The sequence below is a fragment of the Streptomyces sp. NPDC048278 genome, assembly GCF_040652195.1.
In the GTDB taxonomy this organism is placed as follows: domain Bacteria; phylum Actinomycetota; class Actinomycetes; order Streptomycetales; family Streptomycetaceae; genus Streptomyces.
On the sequence record NZ_JBEZLP010000005.1, the window covers coordinates 21,068 to 41,471 of the forward strand.

Consider the following 20,404-nt stretch of genomic DNA (forward strand, 5'->3'; position numbering starts at 1 on the left):
GGGTTCAGCCGAAGACGGCGAGGCTCTTCGCCTTGCCCTTCTGCTCCTCGACGAGCGCCAGGAAGCGGCCCTCGGGGTCGAACACCGCGACGGGACCGGCGTCCGCGTACTCCTCGGGCATCTCCAGGCGTACGCCGTTGAGCAGCAGCCTGGCCCGCTTGGCGTCGACGTCCCAGCGCCGGAATGCGGCCCCGGCGGCCTCCGCGATCGGCATCACGGTCAGCTCCTGCTGGAGCTGGTCGAGGGTGCGCGCGGAGTCCAGCTTGTACGGTCCGACGCGGGTCCTGCGCAGCGCGGTGAGGTGTCCGCCGACGCCCAGGTCGGCGCCGAGGTCGCGGGCGAGGGCGCGGATGTAGGTGCCGGAGGAGCAGACGACGGAGACGACCAGGTCGAGGACGGGGGTGCCGTCCTCGGCGACGGCGTCCCGGACGTCGTACACGGCGAACGACGAGACGGTCACCGGGCGGGCCGGGATGTCGAAGTCCTCGCCGTCCCGGGCGCGCTTGTACGAGCGCACGCCGTCGATCTTGATGGCGCTGACCTTGGACGGCACCTGCATGATGGCGCCGGTCAGCTTGGCGATGCCGGCGTCGACGGCCTCGCGGGTGACCTTGGAGGCATCGGTGGACGAGGTGATGTCGCCCTCGGCGTCGTCCGTGACCGTGTCCTGCCCGAGGCGGATCGTCCCCAGGTACTCCTTCTCGGTCAGGGCGAGGTGCCCGAGGAGCTTGGTGGCCCGCTCGATACCGAGGACGAGGACACCCGTGGCCATGGGGTCGAGGGTGCCGGCGTGCCCGACGCGCCGGGTGCGGGCGATGCCCCGCATCTTGGCGACGACGTCGTGCGAGGTGAAGCCCGACGGCTTGTCGACGATGACAAGGCCGTCGGGCGGGGTGGGCTTGCTGGTCATTCGGTGGCGTCGTCCGTCTCGTCGGCGGAGTCCTCGCCCGGCTTGCGGTACGGGTCGGCTTCTCCGGCGTAGTCGGCGCCCGCGGAGGCCTCGCGGACCTTCGCGTCGGACTGGCGCGCCCGGTCGAGGAGGTCCTCGATGTTCCGGGCGGTGTCCGGGAGGGCGTCCGCGACGAAGGCGAGGGTCGGCGTGAACTTCACGCCGGCGGCCCTGCCGACCTCGGACCGGAGGATGCCCTTGGCGCTCTCCAGACCGGCGGCGGCGGCATTCCGCTCCTCCTCGTCGCCGTACACCGTGTAGAAGACGGTTGCCTCCCTGAGGTCACCCGTGACCCGGGTGTCCGTGATGGTGACGTGCGAACCGAGCCGCGGGTCCTTGATCCCGCGCTGCAGCTTCTGGGCCACCACCTCTCGAATGAGGTCCGCCAGCCTTTTCGCCCGCGCGTTGTCGGCCACTGGTCCGTCTCCCGTTCTTTCTTCTCGTCGTTCTCAAGTCTCAGGTCTAGTCGTCGTCGCCGTGGAAGCGCCGTCGCACGGACAGCAGCTCCACCTCGGGGCGGCCGGCGACCAGCCGTTCGCACCGGTCGAGTACGTCGGTCAGGTGCGCGGCGTCTCCGGAGACCATGGCGAGGCCGATACCGGCCCTGCGGTGAAGGTCCAGGTGGTCCACCTCGGCGGCACTCACGGCGTACTTCCGCTGGAGTTCGGCGACGATCGGGCGGACGACGGAGCGCTTCTCCTTGAGCGAGTGGATGTCGCCGAGGAGGAGGTCGAAGGACAGAGTCCCCACGTACATGTAGGTAACCGGTTAACCCGCCGGCTCGGGATCGATGGCCCTGTCAGGAACGGTACCCCGTCCCTGCCGGGGGCTCGACCGACTTTCCCTGCCCCGGACCCGGGTCTTTACCCACCCGCCCGCGGTAGGCCGACAGGCCCCGTCACGGGGCTCCGCCCCGGACCCCGACCTCGCCCACCCACCACCCGACTCGGCAGGTTGAAAGGGTGCCCTCCGGTACCCGACTCGGCGGGTTGAAGGGCGCCCTCTCGGTCGAAGCCTTCTCGGCCGACCGAGTCGGGTGGTGGGTGGGCGAAGGTCCCGGGGTCCGGGGCGGAGCCCCGTGACGGTGGTATCCCGACGGGAAAGGTACCGGCCGACGGAACCGAAGTCCCGTCGGCCGACTACCGACCGTAGGTGTTACACCCGCGGCTTCTCGCGCATCTCGTACGTCGCGATGACGTCGTCGATCTTGATGTCGTTGAAGTTTCCGAGGTTGATACCGCCCTCGTAGCCTTCGCGGATCTCGGTGACGTCGTCCTTGAAGCGGCGCAGGCCCTCGATGTTGAGGTTCTCCGCGATGACCTTGCCGTCGCGGACGAGGCGGGCCTTCGTGTTGCGCTTGACCTCGCCCGAGCGGATGAGGACACCGGCGATGTTGCCCAGCTTGGACGACTTGAAGACCTCGCGGATCTCCGCCGTACCGAGCTCGACCTCCTCGTACTCCGGCTTCAGCATGCCCTTCAGGGCCGCCTCGATCTCCTCGATCGCCTGGTAGATGACCGAGTAGTACCGGACGTCCACGCCTTCGCGCTCGGCCATCTGCGCCGCGCGGCCGGCCGCGCGGACGTTGAAGCCGATGACGATGGCGTCGGAGCCCATCGCCAGGTCGATGTCGGACTCCGTGACCGCACCGACGCCGCGGTGCAGGACGCGGATGTCGACCTCTTCGCCGACGTCCAGCTGGAGCAGGGAGGACTCGAGGGCCTCGACGGAACCGGAAGCGTCACCCTTGATGATGAGGTTGAGCTGCTGGATCTCGCCGGCCTTGAGCACCTTGTCCAGGTCCTCCAGGGACACGCGGCGCGTGCGCTTCGCGAAGGCCGCGTTGCGCTCGCGCGCCGCACGCTTCTCCGCGATCTGGCGGGCCGTACGGTCCTCCTCGACCACGAGGAAGTTGTCGCCGGCACCCGGGACGTTGGTCAGACCCAGGACCTGCACCGGCGTGGAGGGGCCGGCCTCGGCGACGTTGTTGCCGTTGTCGTCGAGCATGGCGCGGACGCGACCGTAGGCGTCGCCCACGACCATCGTGTCGCCGACCCGCAGGGTGCCTCGCTGGACGAGGACCGTCGCCACGGCACCACGGCCGCGGTCGAGACGGGACTCGATGGAGATGCCCTGCGCGTCCTGGTGCGGGTTGGCCCGCAGGTCGAGCGAGGCGTCCGCGGTGAGGACCACGGCCTCCAGCAGCGAGTCGATGTGCAGACCCTGCTTGGCGGAGATGTCGACGAACATGGTGTCGCCGCCGTACTCCTCGGCCACCAGGCCGTACTCGGTCAGCTGACCGCGCACCTTGGTCGGGTCGGCACCCTCGACGTCGATCTTGTTGACCGCGACGACGATCGGGACGTCGGCCGCCTTGGCGTGGTTGAGCGCCTCGACCGTCTGCGGCATGACGCCGTCGTTGGCCGCGACGACCAGGATCGCGATGTCGGTCGACTTCGCACCACGGGCACGCATGGCGGTGAACGCCTCGTGACCCGGGGTGTCGATGAAGGTGATCTTGCGCTCTTCGTCGTTGACCTCGGTGGAGACCTGGTAGGCACCGATGTGCTGGGTGATGCCGCCGGCCTCGCCCGCGATGACGTTCGTCTTGCGGATGGCGTCGAGGAGTCGGGTCTTGCCGTGGTCGACGTGACCCATGACGGTGACGACCGGGGGACGGACCACCAGGTCGTCCTCGTCGCCCTCGTCCTCGCCGAACTCGATGTCGAAGGACTCGAGCAGCTCGCGGTCCTCCTCCTCGGGGCTGACGATCTGAACCTCGTAGTTCATCTCGCCGGCGAGGAGCTGCAGCGTCTCGTCGGAGACGGACTGCGTGGCCGTGACCATCTCGCCGAGGTTCATCATGACCGCGACGAGGGACGCCGGGTTGGCGTTGATCTTCTCCGCGAAGTCGGTGAGCGACGCGCCGCGGGAGAGACGGATGGTCTCGCCGTTGCCGCGCGGCAGCATCACGCCGCCGACGCTCGGGGCCTGCATGGCCTCGTACTCCTGGCGACGCTGCCGCTTCGACTTGCGACCGCGACGCGCCGGACCGCCGGGACGGCCGAAGGCGCCCTGCGTGCCACCACGGCCGCCGGGACCGCCGGGACGACCGCCGAAGCCGGGACGACCGCCGCCGCCACCGCCGCCGGGACCGCCGCCGAAGCCGCCGCCACCGCCGCCGGGACCGGCCGGACGACCGGCGAAGCCGCCGCCACCGCCCGGACGGGCGCCACCGCCGCCGCCACCGGGACGACCGGCGAAGCCGCCGCCGCCACCGGGACGACCGGCGCCGCCGGGACGACCCGCACCGCCGCCGGGACCGCGACCGCCGCCACCGGGGCCGGGACGCGGGCCGGCAGCGGGACGCTGCGGCATCATGCCGGGGTTCGGGCGCGGGCCCGCGGAGCCGCCACCGGGACGCGGACCGCCCTGCGGACGGGGCATGCCGGACGGGCTCGGACGGGAACCGCCGGGAGCCTGGGGACGCGGACCGCCGCCCTGGGCGCCGGGCGCCTGCGGACGGGGACCGGCGCCGGGGGCACCGGGGCCACCCGGGCGCGGACCGCCCTGCGGGCGCGGGGCCTGCGGACGGGCCATGCCGGTGGAGCCACCGGACGTGAAGGGGTTGTTACCGGGGCGCGGACCGGCCGGACGGGCACCGCCCGGACGGGGGGCGCGCTCGCCACCGGGACGCTGGCCGCCCTGGCCCGGACGGGCCTGGCCCTGACCGGGGGCGGGACGACCGCCGGGACGCGGAGCGCCCTGGCCCGGACGCGGGCCGGACTGCGGACGCGGACCCTGCGCGGCGGCCGGGCTCGGTGCCGCGGCGGCCGGAGGCGCCGGCGGAGCCGTGAACTCGGGCGCGGCCGGAGCCGGACGCGGGGCGGGCTTGGGACCCGGACGCGGGCCGGAGGCGGCCGGCGCGGGCGTGACCGGCGCCGGAGTGACCGGCGCGGGGGTGACCGGGGCCGAGGCCGCGGGCGCCACCGGAGCCGCGGGGGCGGCCGGGGGCTGCGGGGCAGCCGGGCGCGGGGCCGGCTTCGGGGCACCCGGACGGGCCGACTGCGCCGGGGAGGGCGCGCCGGGCCTGGGGGCAGCCTTGCGGGGGGCGGGCTTGCCGCCGCCCTGGAAGGCGTCAGTCAGCTTGCGTACAACGGGCGCCTCGATCGTCGAGGACGCCGAACGGACGAATTCACCGAGTTCCTGGAGCTTGGCCATGACGACCTTGCTCTCAACCCCGAACTCCTTGGCGAGTTCGTATACCCGGACCTTAGCCACTTCGCTCCTTTTAGGTCCGGGTGCGTCCGGACCGTCGCTACTTCATGGGCGTACTCATCGCGTGCTCATCGAGTGCTCATCGCAATCTCGACCTACTTCCAACTCGCGGGGTACCAGAGCCGCACGGACGTTCCGAACGACGCTTCTTACGGTGTTACTGCTCGACGTACCGGCGCAACGCCTTTACGTCCAGCGGGCCCGGGGCGCGCAGCGCCCGCGGGAGTGCCCGGCGGCGCACCGCCTGGTCCAGACAGACCTGGGCGGGGTGTACATATGCACCCCGGCCGGGCAGCGTACCGCGAGGATCGGGGACGCATTCGTCCCCGGCCGCCACGATCCGCAGCAGTTCGGTCTTGGCCGCTCGCTGCCTGCACCCCACACAGGTGCGCTCAGGGCATGCGCGGGCATGCGTCCGGCCAGACACCGCTAAGTCTACCTCCCCGAACCGACCTCACCCCTTCGGGGCAAAGATCGAACGCCCGTTGTCGTAATCCAAGCGACCTGCGGCTTGGAACTATTCCCCCCGTCCGAGTGAACGGGGCGGGTGATCTACTCGGGCGCCTGCTCGGTGTCCGGGCGGATGTCGATCCGCCAGCCCGTGAGCCGGGCGGCGAGCCGGGCGTTCTGTCCCTCTTTGCCGATCGCCAGCGACAGCTGGTAGTCCGGCACGGTCACCCGGGCCGACCGGGACGCCAGGTCCACGACCTCGACCTTGGAGACGCGGGCCGGGGACAGCGCGTTCGCCACCATCTCGGCCGGGTCGTCCGACCAGTCGACGATGTCGATCTTCTCGCCGTTCAGCTCGCCCATGACGTTGCGGACCCGGCCGCCCATGGGGCCGATGCAGGCACCCTTGGCGTTCAGGCCCGAACGGGTGGAACGGACCGCGATCTTCGTGCGGTGACCGGCCTCGCGGGCGATGGCGGCGATCTCGACGGACCCGTCGGCGATCTCCGGCACCTCCAGCGCGAAGAGCTTCTTCACCAGGTTCGGGTGCGTACGCGAGAGCGTGACCGAGGGGCCACGGACGCCCTTCGCCACCCGTACGACGTACGACCGCAGCCGCATCCCGTGCGGGTAGGTCTCGCCGGGGACCTGCTCCTGCACCGGCAGGATGGCCTCCAGCTTGCCGATGTCGACGAGCACGTTCTTCGGGTCGCGGCCCTGCTGGACCACCCCGGTGACGATGTCGCCCTCACGGCCGGCGTACTCGCCGAGGGTGGCGTCGTCCTCGGCGTCGCGCAGCCGCTGCAGGATCACCTGCTTGGCGGTGGTGGCGGCGATCCGCCCGAAGTCCGACGGGGTGTCGTCGAACTCGCGCGCCTCCTGCCCCTCCTCCAGGTCCTCGGGGTCCTCCTTCGCCCACACGGTCACGTGCCCGGTGTTCCGGTCGAGCACCACGCGCGCGTGGCGGCGGCTTCCCTCGGTGCGGTGGTAGGCGATGAGGAGGGCCGACTCGATCGCCTCGACCAGCAGGTCGAAGGAGATCTCCTTCTCCCGAACCAAGCCCCGCAGGGCGCTCATGTCGATGTCCACGGCTACGCCTCCTCCTCTTCCGTCATGTCCTTCTTGTCCTTGCGGTTGAACTCGACCTGCACACGCGCCGTGTCGATCTCGGCGAACCCGAGTCTGCGCGCGGTGGCCTTGCGGCCCTTCACTCCGGGCACCTCCAGTTCGATGCCCTCGTCGTCGACGTCCAGGATCCGGGCGACCAGTTCCCCGCCCTCGGCCAGCTGGAACCGCACGAGGCGGTCCACGGCGCGCAGGTAGTGGCGGTGCTCGGTGAGCCGACGCTCCGCGCCGGGGGTGCCGACCTCCAGGGTGTACTCCCCCTCGCCCATCGCGTCCGACTCGTCGAGCTTCGCCGAGAGCTCGCGGCTCACATCGGCGATCTGGTCCAGGTCCGCCCCGGTGTCGGAGTCGACGACGACGCGCAGCACACGCTTGCGTCCGACGGAGTCCACGGCGATCTCTTCGAGATCCAGTCCCTGGGAGGTCACGAGCGGTTCCAGGAGCTCTCGCAGCCTCTCGCTCTGGGTGGTGCTCATCCGGGTGACTCCTCGGCCGCGTGTGCTGTTGTGGGATGGGTCGCGCGTCTGGTCAAAGGGTATCGGGTCGCGGGGGGTGTTGCGTGCGGGTGCCTCCGGCGGTGGGGCCGGGCGCCTATGGGGGTGGGGCTGCGGATGGGGGGCGGGTGCGGGTTGTCCGTGGCTGGTCGCGCAGTTCCCCGCGCCCCTTGAGGGCGTTGTTGCGGGGGGCGTCGAGGCGGTGACGTGAGTTGTGGGGGCGCACGGGTAACGTGATCACGGTCGGGTGCATGTCCGGCCGTGTGTTCGTACGAGCCCCCTTGAGGACGTCTGCCGTGTCGTTGCCCTCTCTGTTGCGCAGAAGGAGCCTGATCGTTTCGGTGGCCTCGGCTGCCGTGCTGACGGGCTGCTCCTCCGGTTCGGACTCCCCGGGGAGCGCCGGGAGTACGTCGGTGTCCGCGCGGGCACGCGCGCGTGCGGCGCGGGACAGCCGGGGGCTGCTGCGGCAGTACGACGCCGTCCTCGCCGTTCATCCCGCGCTCGCGGAGCGGTTGCGGCCGTTGCGGGCGGAGGTGGCGGCGCACGCGGCGGCGTTCGAGGAGGGCGAGGAGGGCACGGCCTCCCCCACGGCGACGGGCTCCGCCTCGCCCACGGCGTCCGCGTCGGCCTCGCCGACCGTGCCCGCCGACGAGAAGTCCGCGCTCGCCTCGCTGGCCGCCGCCGAGCGGAGCCTTGCCGACCGGCGGGCCAAGGCGTTGCTGGACGTGCCGGGCGAACTGGCCCGGCTGCTGGCCGGGGTGGCGGCGGCCGGGGCCGGGCACGCGTACCTGCTGACGAAGGGCGACCGGTGAGCGACGAGGCGGGGACGGGCGTCGTCGAGGCGCTCCAGGCGGCGCTGGCGGCCGAGCACGCGGCGGTGTACGGCTACGGCGTCGTCGGCGGCCGGATCGGCGCGCAACGGCTGGCCGAGGCGCGCTCGGCGTACGACGCCCACCGGGCCGGCCGGGACGCGCTGGTCCGTGAGGTACGGGACCTGGGCGGTGCGCCCGTCGCCGCGAACGCCGCGTACGCGCTGCCGTTCGCCGTCACGGACGCCGCCACCGCCGTACGGCTCGCGGCCGAGCTGGAGCAGCGGGTGGCCGACGTCTACTCCGACCTGGTCCGGGCGTCCTCCGGTGAGCGGCGCGGCTCGGCCGCCGCGGCCCTGCGGGAGGCCGCGGTGCGGGCGGTGCGCTGGAGCGGGGAGAGCGTAGCCTTCCCTGGGCTCGCCGAACGGGCGGGTTCCGGGGCGGCGGCCGGTGGGGCGGCCTCGTCATCGCCCTCGCCCACGACTTCGGCGACTCCCTAGCGCCCCAGAGCAGGAAAGGAACGACTCGCGTATGGCTTTCGAACCGCCGCGGCGCCTGGTGAGGGCGCTCGGTGAGACGGCGCCGGACGGTGACGAGTGGCTGGAGAAGCTGCCGGGCGCGGTGGAACAGGCCGTCGCGCTACGCGAGTTGACCGTGGAGCGGGTGCAGGTACCGGGTGGCCGCAGCAGTGTGGTGCTGCTGGTACGGCGGGCGGACGACACGCCTGCCGTACTGAAGCTGGCCCCGCGGCGGGCCCGGCCGGAGAGCGAGGCGGCGGCGCTGGCGCACTGGGGCGGACTCGGTGCGGTGCAGGTGCTGGAGGCCGACGGACCCGCGGGGGTGCTGCTCCTGGAGCGGCTGCATCCGGAGGTGTCGGTGCGGTCGTTGCCCGAGGCGAAGGCGTGGCTGGAGGCCGCGGGGACGCTCCGGCGGCTCTGGGTGGCGCCGCCGGAGGACCACGTCTTCGAGACCGTGGCCGAACGGACGGGGCGGCAGGCCGCGGCGATGGCCCGGGCGGCCGGTGACCCCGAGGTGGCGCCGCTGGTGGCGGCGGCGGTCGCGGCCCGGGAGGAACTGGTGAGCGCGCCGCCCGAGCAACGGCTCCTGCACGGCACGTTCCGGCAGAGCAAGGTGCTGGCCGGGGAGCGGATGCCGTGGCTGGCGGTGGGGCCGGATCCGGTGGTCGGGGAGTGTGCGTTCGATCTGGCGCGGCTGGTCCGGGACCGGGTGGAGGATCTGATCGCCTCGCCGTCCGGGGCGTCCATCACCCGGCGGCGGATCAAGCGGCTCGCGGAGTCGCTGGAGGTGGATCAGGAGCGGTTGCGGGGGTGGACGCTGTTCCGGGCGGTGGAGTCGGGGGTGCGGGCGCGTCGCGTGGGGCGGCCGAGGGATGCGGAGCTGTTGCTTGAATTCGCCGGGTGGGTTTGACGGAGGCGGGTGCGGGTTCGGTGGGGGCTGAGCGCGCCCACGCGGCGGAGCCGCACATCGAACACAGCCCCGCGTCCCTGAAGGGGCGCTCAGTCCTCCCTCAGTTTGAGAGCCAGGACCGGACAGTCCGCCGCCGCTCTGCGGGCTCGTTTCCTGGTTCGGGGTGGTATCGGGCGGCCGTCGACCAGCGGGTAGCCCCATTCGTCCAGGGTGATGTGCTCGGGGAGCAGTTCCGCGCACAGGCCGTGGCCCTGGCAGGAGGTCCAGTCGATGGTGATGTGCTGGTCCATGTCAGATCCGTTCGGTGGGTACGGGGAGGAACGGCGTGCGGTCGGTCGCGGTGCAGTGGCCGCGGGCGTGGGCGTCGAGTTCCGTCGCGAACGTCGTGAGGGCGCTGCGGACCAGGCGGATCGTGCCGTCCGGGTGGTGGCAGGCGCCGCGGCCCTCGACCAGGCCTGCCCAGCGGGAGAGGTCCGTGCGGGCGGTGCCCTGGGGGCCGGGCGTGGCCAGGGTCTGGAAGGCGGCGGCCATCCGCGGGAGGCCGTTGAGGCAGGGGCCGCACTGGCCTGCCGACTGAAGGGCCAAGTAGCGCAGGACGCGGGCGGTTTCGGTCAGGCCGCAGCGGTCGGCGGGGAGGGCCGCCAGGACGCCTGCACCCAGGTAGGCGGAGGAGAGGGGGACTTGGGCGGCCTCGGGGGCCGGGATCCAGGTGCCGTGGTAGCCGCCGACCAGGACCGCGGAGACGCCCTCCAGGGGGAGGAGCCGGCCGACGGGCATGCCGAACGGGGCTTCCACGACACGGACTTCACGGCCGGGCACGTGCACGGTGCAGAGGGTGCTGCCCGGTTCGGCGGGGGTGCCTGCCGTGCGGAACCAGTCGGCGCCGTAGCGGGCGATCAGGGCCAGGTGGGCCAGCGTTTCCACGTTCTGGACCAGGGTGGGCGCGCGGCGCACCCCGCGTTCGCGGACCGGCGGGACCGGATGGGTCGGGCGGGCGGGGCCGCCGGAGAGGTACTGGACGAGGGCCGAGGCCTGGCCCGAGAGGAAACGGGCGGGCAGGCGTACGACCTGCACGCGCACCGGGTCGTGGCGCCGGGCGAGGGCCGACTCCAGGTAGGAGGCGCCGTCCTCGACGGCGAGGTACGCCTCCGCCGCGCCGACCGCCTCGGCCGCCAACTGCAGTCCGTCCAGGACCAGATGGGGTGAGAGCCGGAGCAGGGTCCGGTCCTTGTGGCTGGCCGGCTCGCTCTCCGCGCCGTTGGCGACGACGATCGGGGCCCGTTCGGTGCGGCGGGCCGCGTCGGCGACCGCGACGACCTTGCGGTACGCCGGGAAGCCCGCGCCGCCGCGTCCGGTGAGGCCGGATTCGGCGAGGGTGCGGAGCAGGGCGGCCGGGTCGCCGTGCGCGAGCGGGCCGTAGCGCTGTTCGTGTGTGGCGAGGTCGGCCGGGGTGCCGCCGGGGGCGAGCAGGCGGGGCGACATGTAGACGTCGGGGAAGAGCGCGGTCATCAGTGGGCCCCTTCGGTGTGCAGGAGTGCGGCGGGGGTCCGGCGGGCGGCCCGGACGGCCTGGGTGGCGCGGAGGGCGAAGGCGGTGATCACCGTCGCCACGCAGGTGACGGTCAGCCAGGTCATCCAGTCGGTGCCGGTGTCCGTGCCGATGCCGATGCCGTGGACCAGGGCGACCGGCCAGGAGGCGTAGGCCAGCCAGTGCACGGCCCGCCAGGCGCGGTGGCCGAGGCGGTCCCGGAGGAGGCTGGTGACCAGGACCGCGAGCAGCAGGTCGAAGGCGACCGTGCCGAGGCCGAGCCAGAGCGGCTGGTAGTCGGAGACGAAGGGGACGAGGGCGTCCAGCGCCGTGATGTTCACGTAGCCGTCGACGACCGCCACGGTGATGTGCAGGGCCAGGAAGGCGGTGGCGGAGAGGGAGAGCGTGCGGTGCAGGCTCATGGTGCCGAAGCGCGGGAGGCCGGGGAGGCGGGTGCGCAGGCGGACGGCGATGCCCAGGAGGACGACGACCGTGAAGAGCACCAGGCAGACGGCGCCGGTGGCCCGGTTGGCGTACCAGAGGGTTTCGGAGGTCACGCCGCCGCCTCCAGCGCAGGGAGGGTGGCGGGCCAGCCGGGCGTGGTGACGACGGTGCCGTTGTGGGCGACCAGGCGGGCGGGCAGGCCGAGGCGGGTCAGCCAGCGTTCCGCGCCCGCGCCCTTGACCAGGGCCGCGGTGGTCGCCGCGTTGGCGTCGGCGCAGTCGGCCGCGGCCACCGAGACCGTACGCCACGGGGAGCGGACCGGCAGTCCGGTGCGCGGGTCGACGATGTGGTGCAGGTCGAAGCCACCGCGCCGCCAGCGGCGGGCGCCGGTGCCGGAGGTGGCGAGGCCGCCGGAGCGCAGGCCGACGGTGTCGTACGACCCCTGCGCGGGCGTCTCGTCCACCGGTCCTGTGACGTCCTGCACGCGGATCTGCCAGCCGCCCGCCGGGGGTTCGCCGGCGACGGCGGTGTCGCCGCCGAGGCTCACCAGCACTCCGCAGCCGGCGGTGTCGGCCAGCAGCCGGGCGGCCCGGTCGGCGGCCCAGGCCTTGGCCGTGGCGCCCAGGTCGAGGCGGATGCCCTCGGGGACGGTGACCGTGCCGGTCGCCGGGTCCAGGCCGACCTTGCGCCAGCCCGGAGCGCGGCACACCCGCAGGGAGACCGGGCGGTCGTCCTCGCGGACGAGGGTGAAGTCGCGGTCGTAGCCGATCGCGTCCATCGCCGAGCCGACGGTCGGGTCCACCGCGCCGTCCGTCGCCCGGGCCGCGCGCAGGGCGACGGCGAGGGCCTCGGCGAGCAGCGGGCTGACCCGGACCGGGCGGCCGTGGGCGGTGTCGAGGGCGGCGAGTTCGGAGTCGGTGCGGAACCTGCTGCAGGCCGCGTCGACCTCGGCGAGCTGCCGGGCGAGGAGCAGGTTGCAGGAGTCCAGCAGGGCCGGGTCGGTGACGACCAGGCGGACGGTGGTGCCGAGGGCACGCCACTCGGCGGCGGCCGTCGGACGCGGGGTTCGGGCGGCGGTCATGACGCCCCCGAGGTGGAGTCGGCGGAGCTCGATCCACTGCCGGAGGTGAGGCCGTCGGAGGAGGACTGGAGGTCCGAGGACGACGAGGACGACGACGATGACGATGACGACGAGGTCGACGAGGTCGACGAGGTCGACGAGTCGGAGCTGGAAGAACTGGGAGAACTGGACGAACTGTCCGTGTCCGAGGTCGAGTCGGAGGTGGTTCCGGAGCTGCTGGTGCTCGACGTCGTGGTGCTGCCGCTGCTCGCCGTCGTCTCGGCGTCCGCCTGCATCGTGCCGACGAGGGCGAACACCCCGGCCGCCGCGGCGAGCGTGACCGCCGCCGCCAGGGCCGCCGTGCGCCGGGTCCCGCGGCGGACCGCCGCGACCGCGCCCCTTTCCCCGGACTTTTCGCCTTGCACTCTCTCGGTCATGACCGATCCCCTCCTGCGTGACTCTCTGTCACGCATTACGTTCGGGTATCGGCCTGAGAGAAGTCTGTGAGGCTCCCATATGAAACGGAAGAACTGTCTGAGACGTTCCTGAAAAGCCGCGGCGGCCACCGGTGCGTCACCGGTGGCCGCCGCGGCGGGAGTTGGGGCTCAGCTGGCGGTCAGGCGGGCGATCGCCTCGTCCACCGTGAGCTCCTCGCGCTCGCCCGTCTTGCGGTCCTTGAGCTCCAGGACGCCCTCGCCGGAGCGGCGGCCCGCGATCAGGATCTGCGGTACGCCGAAGAGCTCGGCGTCCGTGAACTTCACGCCCGGGGAGACCCCGGCCCGGTCGTCGACCAGGACCCGCAGCCCGGCCGCGCGCAGCTTCTCCGAGACGTCCAGGGCGAGTTCGGTCTGCAGGGCCTTGCCTGCGGCGACGACGTGCACGTCGGCCGGGGCGACCTCGCGCGACCAGACCAGGCCGCGCTCGTCGGCGGTCTGCTCGGCGAGGGCGGCGACGGCGCGGGAGACGCCGATGCCGTAGGAGCCCATGGTGACGCGGACCGGCTTGCCGTTCTGGCCGAGGACGTCGAGCTTGAGGGCGTTGGTGTACTTCTGGCCCAGCTGGAAGATGTGGCCGATCTCGATGGCGCGGTCCAGCTTGAGACCGGTGCCGCACTTCGGGCAGGGGTCGCCCTCCAGCACGACGACGACGTCGACGTACTCGTCGACGGTGAAGTCGCGTCCCGCCACGACGTTCTTGGCGTGCATGCCCGCCTTGTTGGCGCCGGTGATCCAGGAGGTGCCCGGGGCCACCCGCGGGTCGGCGATGTACTTCACCTTCTCGCCGAGGCCCTGCGGGCCGACGTAGCCGCGGACCAGGTCGGGACGGCCGGCGAAGTCGGACTCGGTGACCAGCTCGACGGCGGCCGGGGCGAAGTGCTCCTCGACCTTGCCCATGTCGACCTCGCGGTCGCCCGGTACGCCGACGGCCACGATCTCGCCGTCGACCTTCACCAGCAGGTTCTTCAGGGTGGCGGAGGCCGGGACGGCGAGGTGGGCGGCGAGGGTCTCGATGGTCGGGGTGTCCGGGGTCGGGATCTCCTCCAGCACGGGCACGCCGGTGGCGTCGACCGGCTGCAGCGCGTACGAGATCGCCTCGGTGTTGGCCGCGAAGTCGCAGTTCGGGCAGTCGGCGAAGGTGTCCTCGCCGGCCTCGGCCGGGGCCAGGAACTCCTCGGACTTCGAGCCGCCCATCGCACCGGCGGTGGCGGCGACGATGCGGTAGTCGAGGCCGAGGCGCTCGAAGATCCGCTGGTAGGCCGCGCGGTGCAGGGCGTACGACGTCGCGAGGCCGTCCTCGTCCAGGTCGAAGGAGTAGGAGTCCTTCATGAGGAACTCACGGCCGCGCAGGATGCCGGCGCGCGGACGGGCCTCGTCGCGGTACTTGTTCTGGATCTGGTAGAGGATGACCGGCAGGTCCTTGTAGGAGGACGCCTGGTCTTTCACCAGCAGGGTGAAGATCTCCTCGTGGGTCGGGCCGAGGAGGTAGTCGCCGCCCTTGCGGTCCTGGAGGCGGAACAGCTCCTGGCCGTACTCGTCCCAGCGGCCGGTCGCCTCGTACGGCTCCCGGGGCAGGAGGGCCGGGAGCAGCACCTCCTGGGCGCCGATCGCGTCCATCTCCTCGCGGACGATCCGCTCGATGTTCGAGAGCACCTTCAGGCCGAGCGGCAGCCAGGACCAGATGCCGGCCGCCGTACGGCGGACGTAGCCGGCGCGGACGAGGAGCTTGTGGCTGAGGACCTCGGCGTCCGCCGGGTCGTCACGCAGCGTCTTCGCCATCAACTGGGACATGCGTTGGACCGGTGCGTTCGCCATGGTTCTCGTACTCCTGCCGGAAAAGGTTGATGGCTAGGAGGTTAGCCGGGCTCGCTGTGCCGGTGGAAATCGGTTAACGACGACGGGCTACTACGGGCTGCTTGCGGCGCAGCGGCAGGGGTGCCCCCATCACCGCGTACGGCTTCGGAGCGCTGGGGAAGTCCACCCGGCGGGCCAGGTCGACGTAGCCCAGGGAGTGGTAGAGGCCGCGGGCCGGGCTGTCGGTGTCGATCGCGGAGAGGATCGAGCGGGGCTCGTCGGCACCGTCGGTGACGAGCGTGATCAGGCGGCGGCCGATCCCGCGGTTCTGGTGGCCGGGGTGCACGTGCAGCTCGGTGATCACGAAGGAGTCGTCGAGCCAGTCGGCGTTGCCCTGGGCGCGGAGGTAGGGCTCCACGACGGTGGACCACCAGTGGGTGCGGGAGTTCGGCATGCCGTACACGAAGCCCACGAGGCGGCCCTCGGCCGTGGCGCCGAGGGCCCTTGCCCCGGGGTACTGCATGTGGCGGAGGACGATCTGGCGGCGTACGGCCACCTCGTCGGGGCCCAGACCGAATGCGACGGCCTGGACTGCGAGGGCCTCGTCGACGTGGGAGGGGAGGTCCAGGGGGCCGATCACGAGGGACATGTGGGGAGGGTACAGGGGGCGGAGCGCAGTCGTCCGGGTGCGGGCGCGTTGTGGCTGGTCGCGCTCACGCGGCGGCAGCCGCACATCGAACGGAGCGCCGCGCCCCTTGGGGGGCGCGTCACCCGGACGGCGGTCTAGAAGAGGACGCTCATGAACGCGCCGACCTCCTGGAAGCCGACCCTCAGGTAGGTCCTCCGGGCCGCCGTGTTGAAGTCGTTGACGTACAGGCTGACGACCGGGGCCACGTCGGCGAGCGCGTAGCGCAGCACGGCTGCCATGCCGGGGGCGGCAAGTCCCATACCCCGGTACTCGGGGGCGACCCACACGCCCTGGATCTGGCAGGCCTCGGCCGTGGCCGCGCCGACCTCCGCCTTGAAGACGACCTTGCCGTTGTCGTCGAGCCGGGCGAACGAGCGTCCGGAGCCGACGAGTTCGGCGACCCTCGCCTGGTAGAGGAGGCCGCCGTCGCCGGCCATCGGGGAGACCCCCACCTCCTCCGTGAACATCGCGACGCACGCCGGCATGATCGCCTCCATCTCGTCCTTGCGGATGCGGCGGACGTACGGATCCGGGGCGATGTCGGCGGACATGCGGTCGGTGACCATCAGGGGCTGGTGGCCGCGCACCTCGCGGGCCGGGCCCCAGTGCGGTTCCAGGAGGCGCCACAGCTGGGCGGTGGCCTCGGCGGGGCCGACGATCGAGGAACAGCGGCGGCCGGCTCTTCTCGCCCGGTCGGCGAACGCCCGTACGGCGCGCGGAGTGGCGCAGATCGGGACGAGGTTGGCGCCGGCGTAGCAGAGGGACGTGAGCATGCCGTCCTCGTACCAGCCCCACATCTCGCCGCCGAGGCGCCAGGGGTCGAGGCCGGCCACCTGGACTCGTGAGGTCACGAAGGCATTCACGACCGGCTCGCGGTCGAGTACGGCGAGCGCGGCGTCCAGGTCACTCGGTTCCAGGACCCGGGAGGTGGTCTGGGTCAGCACGTACAGGGCCTCACGGTCGGATCTACCTGATCCCCGCACTGTACCCGGCGTGATTCCGGCGCGCCGCCCCGAGGGAGCGCACAAGGTCAGTCCGGGCTGTGGTTGTCCAGCCGAGCCCGTAGCTCGCGGACCTCCGACTGGAGGTCCTGTACCAGGCGGTGCAGAGCTTGGACGGCGACGACGGCGGCACCGTTGGCATCCACCAGTTGGATAGTGCCGTCGTCTCTGCCCAGACCGAGTGCCGCGTACCAGTCCTGTGCCATGGGGCCGAGGTGGCGGATCTCGCCCTCCCCCACATAACTCCACGTACTCACCGGCATGGCGGCGACCGCCCTCAGAATCTCGAAGCCGTCCACCGCCCGGCCGTCTGCGCCCGGGCCACCGCGCGCGTCGTCCTTCTCCGCCGGGGTCACCTCCTCGGTGTCCGGCGGAGGGGACCACCTGAGAGGGGTGATCTCGAACTTCAGATCGCGGTCACTGCCCGCGCCGCCCCAGCCGTCGGAGTGGGTCTGGAAACTCGGCATCCTGCGCAGAGAGGCGATCACGCCCTTGTGGATCCGCCTCTCGACGTTCCACAGAAGATCAGCGGCCAAGACGGCATCGGGGTGATCGTTCCCGAGTACCTTGCTGAACGAGTCGACGAGCCGGACGCACTCGGAGTGGACCGACTGCGGGCCGTCCGCCGCCAGCCTGGCCATCAACAGGTTCATCCGGATACGCAGCGTCTCGGGATGCTCGCCTCCCATGGCCCGGCCGAACTTCTCCACGAGGCGGGTGAACTGCGGCACGACGGTTGCCGGGCCCTCGATGACACCGCGAGCAGCCGTGTGGTTGGACGCTGCCTCCAGGGTGAAGGGATGCCCTGAGCCCAGGCGCCTCTCCAGGCGTTCGAGGACGTCTGCGAAGCCGGTCCGTGCCGCTTCCGGGTCCGACTCGAACCGGCAGAGCGCCTCGATCTCGGCCGCGTTGACGCTGAGGGGATGGTCGCGGTCGAGGACCGACTCACATTGCCCCCGCAGCGTGCCGGCCATGGCAAGGGCCTGGCCGGTGGCGCCGCGGCGCAGGGTCCAGCAGGCCAGGCCGATGCGGATGCGGATGCTGGTGGGATGCCTGGGGCCCAGAGCGGCGTCCGACTGGGCAGCCAGTTCACCGAGGAGTCCGCAGGCCGTCGTGGGGTCACCCGAGCGTCCGGCGGCCCAGGCATGGGCGTAGCGCGCGTCGAGTGCCGCGGGGTGGTCGGCGCCGAACGCATCGACCACAGACGGCAGGAGTTCGTCCAGCTCGGTGTACGCGTGCATCCAGTTGCCCGCACGGCCCCCCGTACGCGCCATGCCCCAACGCGCGAGCAGCCGGGTGGTGTCCCCGTCCCGGTCCGGCCCGGCCGCCTTGCTGCGGACCATGGCGATGTAGAGCCTGTTGGCCTCGTGCCAGCGCCCCATGTGGCCGGTCCACCAGGCTTCTCGCAGCATGGCGAGCCGGGTGAGAACATGGTCTTCGCCCAGCCGCGCGCGGCAGTCGGCGCGCACTTCGGCGGTCAGCTCCAAGGCGCGCTGGATCCGGCCGGTCTGTCCGGTCCAAAACGCGAGGGCGTGCCTGGCCGCGAGGCTTTTGGGGCTTGCCTCGCCGAACTCCTCCGTCGCTCCGTGGACGAGCCGCTCGGCGGCGTCCTTGGCCAATTCGGGCTGGTGTGCGGCGCTGAGCATGGCGACGGACTGGGCCAACGAGTCCAGCCAGCTGTCGCCGGGGGGCCAGACCGTGAACTCCTCCGACGCGGAATGGGCAAGCACGGCATCGGCCGCTCCGTCCCAGCCGCCGATCCAGCTGTGCGACATCAGCCCGACCAGTAATTGCTTGTCGCTGCGCCTCCTGGACCGCCGCCCATCGTCCAGGCGTGTCCAGGCTCTCTGGACGGCGAGGTAGTCGATGTCGACAGGGCTGCCGTTCTCCTTCGCCAGGTGAGCGATGCAGCGCAGGAGGTTCTCGACGACCTCCCAGTCTCTGCCGACCCGCTTGTAGCTCTCAGCCAGGTACGAATAGAGGCTCGACCGCGTGATCCGGTCGAACTGCGCTGCCGCCAAGCCGTCGGCGCAGGGAGCCGGAAGCCGGGCAGCCTCCAGCAACTGGGCCTTGGTGACATTGCCCGCTTCCATGAACCGAACCAGTTCCGCACGGAATTGCCGCCACGTCCTCACAATGCCTCACAGTGCCTACTGGCCAGGGAGTGGCATCCATGGTGTCCGACCGTTCCGAGAAGCGTCCAGCGGAATCCACGAGACCGGTGACGGCGGCACTCGGACGTCCGGGACATGGCCGCCCGCATCCGGGATTTCACCGTGGCCGCCATTTCCGCGCTGCACTGGGATCAGTTGCTCGGCCGGTTTCCGCCACTGCCCCGGAGGTCCCGTGATGTCCCTTGCCCTCAGTCTGCTGGAAGGAACGCCGGCCATCAGCGTCCTGGCGCTCAGCGCCGTGGCGGGCCCCAGGATGCTACGACAGCTGCTGTTGTTCCTCGGCTTCCGGCGAACCCTGCGCACGGTGCGACGGGATACCGCACGGGTATCGCTCTTCGGCATGTTCTCCACCGCGCTGACGCCACACCCTCTGCCGGGCCGCGACGGCCGAACGGACTCGGGGCCGCCGGATCCGGACGGTCTCAGCCCGCGACCGACACCGACGGCTCGCCGGAGGTGACGCCCTCCGCCTCCATCTGCTCGGCCAGCTTCATGGCCTCCTCGATGAGGGTCTCGACGATCTTCGACTCGGGGACCGTCTTGATGACCTCGCCCTTGACGAAGATCTGGCCCTTGCCGTTGCCGGAGGCGACGCCGAGGTCGGCCTCGCGGGCCTCGCCGGGGCCGTTGACGACGCAGCCCATGACGGCGACGCGGAGCGGGACCTCCATGCCGGTGAGGCCGGCGGTGACCTCTTCGGCGAGCTTGTAGACGTCGACCTGGGCCCGGCCGCAGGACGGGCAGGAGACGATCTCCAGGCCGCGCTGCTTGAGGTTCAGGGACTCCAGGATCTGGTTGCCGACCTTGACCTCCTCGACCGGCGGAGCGCTCAACGACACCCGGATCGTGTCGCCGATGCCCTGGGAGAGGAGGGCGCCGAAGGCGACGGCCGACTTGATCGTGCCCTGGAACGCCGGGCCCGCCTCCGTGACGCCGAGGTGGAGCGGGTAGTCGCACTGGGCGGCGAGCTGCCGGTACGCCTCGATCATGACGACCGGGTCGTTGTGCTTGACGGAGATCTTGATGTCCCGGAAGTCGTGCTCCTCGAAGAGCGACGCCTCCCACAGGGCCGACTCGACCAGGGCCTCGGGGGTCGCCTTGCCGTACTTCTGGAGCAGCCGGCGGTCCAGGGAACCGGCGTTGACGCCGATGCGGATCGGGGTGCCGTGGTCCTTGGCGGCCCGCGCGATCTCCTTGACCTTGTCGTCGAACTGCTTGATGTTGCCGGGGTTCACGCGGACCGCGGCGCAGCCGGCCTCGATGGCCGCGAAGACGTACTTCGGCTGGAAATGGATGTCCGCGATGACCGGGATCTGCGACTTCTTCGCGATGGTGGCGAGGGCGTCGGCGTCGTCCTGGGTGGGGCAGGCCACCCGCACGATCTGGCAGCCGGAGGCCGTCAGCTCGGCGATCTGCTGGAGGGTGGCGCCGATGTCGGACGTACGGGTCGTGGTCATCGACTGGACCGAGACCGGGGCGTCCCCGCCGACCGCCACGGAGCCGACCTGGATCTGCCGGCTCTTCCGGCGCTCGGCGAGCTTGGTCGGAACGGACGGCATGCCGAGAGAAATCGCAGTCATCTGCTGTGCAACCCCAAGTCGTGGATCTAGGTCCAGGTCCCGTCGTAAGCGGGTTCCAGGCTTCGAGATTACGGCACCGGCACAGGAGCGAGCACATCCCCCACCC

General features: G+C 71.9%; 20 protein-coding genes. 4 read left to right on the top strand and 16 right to left on the bottom strand.

The genetic code is table 11. The annotated features are described in order from the left end of the window. Positions 1–4: 4 nt before the first annotated feature. From truB to rimP, 7 genes are all read right to left on the bottom strand, one after another. Positions 5–910 carry a tRNA pseudouridine(55) synthase TruB gene (gene truB, locus AB0D74_RS10890; protein ID WP_362583150.1) on the bottom strand — a complete coding sequence of 302 codons (906 nt, stop codon included), beginning with the start codon at positions 908–910 and terminating at the stop codon, positions 5–7. Further along, the gene (rbfA, locus tag AB0D74_RS10895) at positions 907–1,365 is read right to left on the bottom strand and encodes a 30S ribosome-binding factor RbfA (protein ID WP_362583153.1); all 459 of its coding nucleotides are present in this window, start codon (positions 1,363–1,365) and stop codon (positions 907–909) included. The genes truB and rbfA overlap by 4 nt, the downstream gene beginning before the upstream one ends. A 46-nt stretch (positions 1,366–1,411) precedes the next feature. Further along, entirely contained in the window at positions 1,412–1,705 is a 294-nt protein-coding gene (locus AB0D74_RS10900; RefSeq protein ID WP_046732584.1) for a DUF503 domain-containing protein, read from the bottom strand. Positions 1,706–2,104: 399 nt separating this feature from the next. After that, positions 2,105–5,230 (bottom strand): translation initiation factor IF-2, encoded by a 3,126-nt coding sequence (gene infB, locus AB0D74_RS10905; RefSeq protein WP_362583157.1) that lies wholly within the window; start codon positions 5,228–5,230, stop codon positions 2,105–2,107. A 154-nt stretch (positions 5,231–5,384) separates the two neighbouring features. Continuing rightward, positions 5,385–5,654 carry a YlxR family protein gene (locus AB0D74_RS10910; RefSeq protein ID WP_362583160.1) on the bottom strand — a complete coding sequence of 90 codons (270 nt, stop codon included), beginning with the start codon at positions 5,652–5,654 and terminating at the stop codon, positions 5,385–5,387. 125 nt (positions 5,655–5,779) lie between these two features. Continuing rightward, the gene (nusA, locus tag AB0D74_RS10915; RefSeq protein ID WP_351719893.1) at positions 5,780–6,766 is read right to left on the bottom strand and encodes a transcription termination factor NusA; all 987 of its coding nucleotides are present in this window, start codon (positions 6,764–6,766) and stop codon (positions 5,780–5,782) included. A 2-nt stretch (positions 6,767–6,768) separates the two neighbouring features. Beyond that, positions 6,769–7,278, bottom strand: coding sequence for a ribosome maturation factor RimP (gene rimP, locus AB0D74_RS10920; protein WP_362583164.1), 510 nt, complete (start codon positions 7,276–7,278; stop codon positions 6,769–6,771). Between the two features lie 269 nt (positions 7,279–7,547). On the opposite strand from rimP, the gene AB0D74_RS10925 reads away from it, so the two are divergent. The 3 genes from AB0D74_RS10925 to AB0D74_RS10935 are packed head-to-tail and all read left to right on the top strand — an operon-like array spanning position 7,548 to position 9,533. After that, positions 7,548–8,108 carry a hypothetical protein gene (locus AB0D74_RS10925; protein WP_362583167.1) on the top strand — a complete coding sequence of 187 codons (561 nt, stop codon included), beginning with the start codon at positions 7,548–7,550 and terminating at the stop codon, positions 8,106–8,108. Then, on the top strand, positions 8,105–8,605 hold the full coding sequence (locus AB0D74_RS10930; protein WP_362583170.1) for a ferritin-like domain-containing protein: 501 nt from the start codon (positions 8,105–8,107) through the stop codon (positions 8,603–8,605). Before AB0D74_RS10925 ends, AB0D74_RS10930 begins: the two co-directional genes overlap by 4 nt. 31 nt (positions 8,606–8,636) lie before the next feature. Beyond that, the gene (locus tag AB0D74_RS10935; protein WP_362583173.1) at positions 8,637–9,533 is read left to right on the top strand and encodes an aminoglycoside phosphotransferase family protein; all 897 of its coding nucleotides are present in this window, start codon (positions 8,637–8,639) and stop codon (positions 9,531–9,533) included. A gap of 89 nt (positions 9,534–9,622) precedes the next feature. Here the strand turns inward: AB0D74_RS10935 and AB0D74_RS10940 are convergent, their stop codons facing one another. Genes AB0D74_RS10940 through AB0D74_RS10955 form a run of 4 tightly spaced genes read right to left on the bottom strand, consistent with a single transcriptional unit; the run spans position 9,623 to position 12,585 of the window. Continuing rightward, on the bottom strand, positions 9,623–9,823 hold the full coding sequence (locus AB0D74_RS10940) for a ferredoxin (protein ID WP_217554884.1): 201 nt from the start codon (positions 9,821–9,823) through the stop codon (positions 9,623–9,625). Position 9,824: 1 nt separating this feature from the next. Then, the gene (locus AB0D74_RS10945; protein WP_362583177.1) at positions 9,825–11,042 is read right to left on the bottom strand and encodes an NADH-ubiquinone oxidoreductase-F iron-sulfur binding region domain-containing protein; all 1,218 of its coding nucleotides are present in this window, start codon (positions 11,040–11,042) and stop codon (positions 9,825–9,827) included. After that, on the bottom strand, positions 11,042–11,617 hold the full coding sequence (locus AB0D74_RS10950; protein WP_362583180.1) for a ferric reductase-like transmembrane domain-containing protein: 576 nt from the start codon (positions 11,615–11,617) through the stop codon (positions 11,042–11,044). Before AB0D74_RS10950 ends, AB0D74_RS10945 begins: the two co-directional genes overlap by 1 nt. Continuing rightward, the gene (locus AB0D74_RS10955; RefSeq protein WP_362583183.1) at positions 11,614–12,585 is read right to left on the bottom strand and encodes an FAD:protein FMN transferase; all 972 of its coding nucleotides are present in this window, start codon (positions 12,583–12,585) and stop codon (positions 11,614–11,616) included. Before AB0D74_RS10955 ends, AB0D74_RS10950 begins: the two co-directional genes overlap by 4 nt. A gap of 12 nt (positions 12,586–12,597) precedes the next feature. Here AB0D74_RS10955 and AB0D74_RS10960 point away from each other — a divergent pair, with 12 nt between their 5' ends. Further along, on the top strand, positions 12,598–13,071 hold the full coding sequence (locus AB0D74_RS10960; RefSeq protein ID WP_362583185.1) for a hypothetical protein: 474 nt from the start codon (positions 12,598–12,600) through the stop codon (positions 13,069–13,071). A gap of 98 nt (positions 13,072–13,169) precedes the next feature. Here the strand turns inward: AB0D74_RS10960 and AB0D74_RS10965 are convergent, their stop codons facing one another. The 5 genes from AB0D74_RS10965 to ispG all read right to left on the bottom strand — a co-directional run bounded on the left by AB0D74_RS10965 (position 13,170) and on the right by ispG (position 20,298). After that, on the bottom strand, positions 13,170–14,876 hold the full coding sequence (locus AB0D74_RS10965; RefSeq protein ID WP_362583188.1) for a proline--tRNA ligase: 1,707 nt from the start codon (positions 14,874–14,876) through the stop codon (positions 13,170–13,172). A gap of 73 nt (positions 14,877–14,949) precedes the next feature. After that, positions 14,950–15,504, bottom strand: coding sequence for a GNAT family N-acetyltransferase (locus AB0D74_RS10970; protein ID WP_362583191.1), 555 nt, complete (start codon positions 15,502–15,504; stop codon positions 14,950–14,952). Between the two features lie 134 nt (positions 15,505–15,638). Further along, positions 15,639–16,487 carry a GNAT family N-acetyltransferase gene (locus AB0D74_RS10975; RefSeq protein WP_362583194.1) on the bottom strand — a complete coding sequence of 283 codons (849 nt, stop codon included), beginning with the start codon at positions 16,485–16,487 and terminating at the stop codon, positions 15,639–15,641. An 86-nt stretch (positions 16,488–16,573) separates the two neighbouring features. Continuing rightward, positions 16,574–18,679: a hypothetical protein gene (locus tag AB0D74_RS10980; protein ID WP_362583198.1), complete on the bottom strand. Its 2,106-nt coding sequence runs from the start codon at positions 18,677–18,679 to the stop codon at positions 16,574–16,576. A 461-nt stretch (positions 18,680–19,140) separates the two neighbouring features. Beyond that, positions 19,141–20,298, bottom strand: a complete 1,158-nt coding sequence (gene ispG / locus AB0D74_RS10985) for a flavodoxin-dependent (E)-4-hydroxy-3-methylbut-2-enyl-diphosphate synthase (RefSeq protein WP_362583201.1) — start codon at positions 20,296–20,298, stop codon at positions 19,141–19,143. Positions 20,299–20,404: the final 106 nt, after the last annotated feature.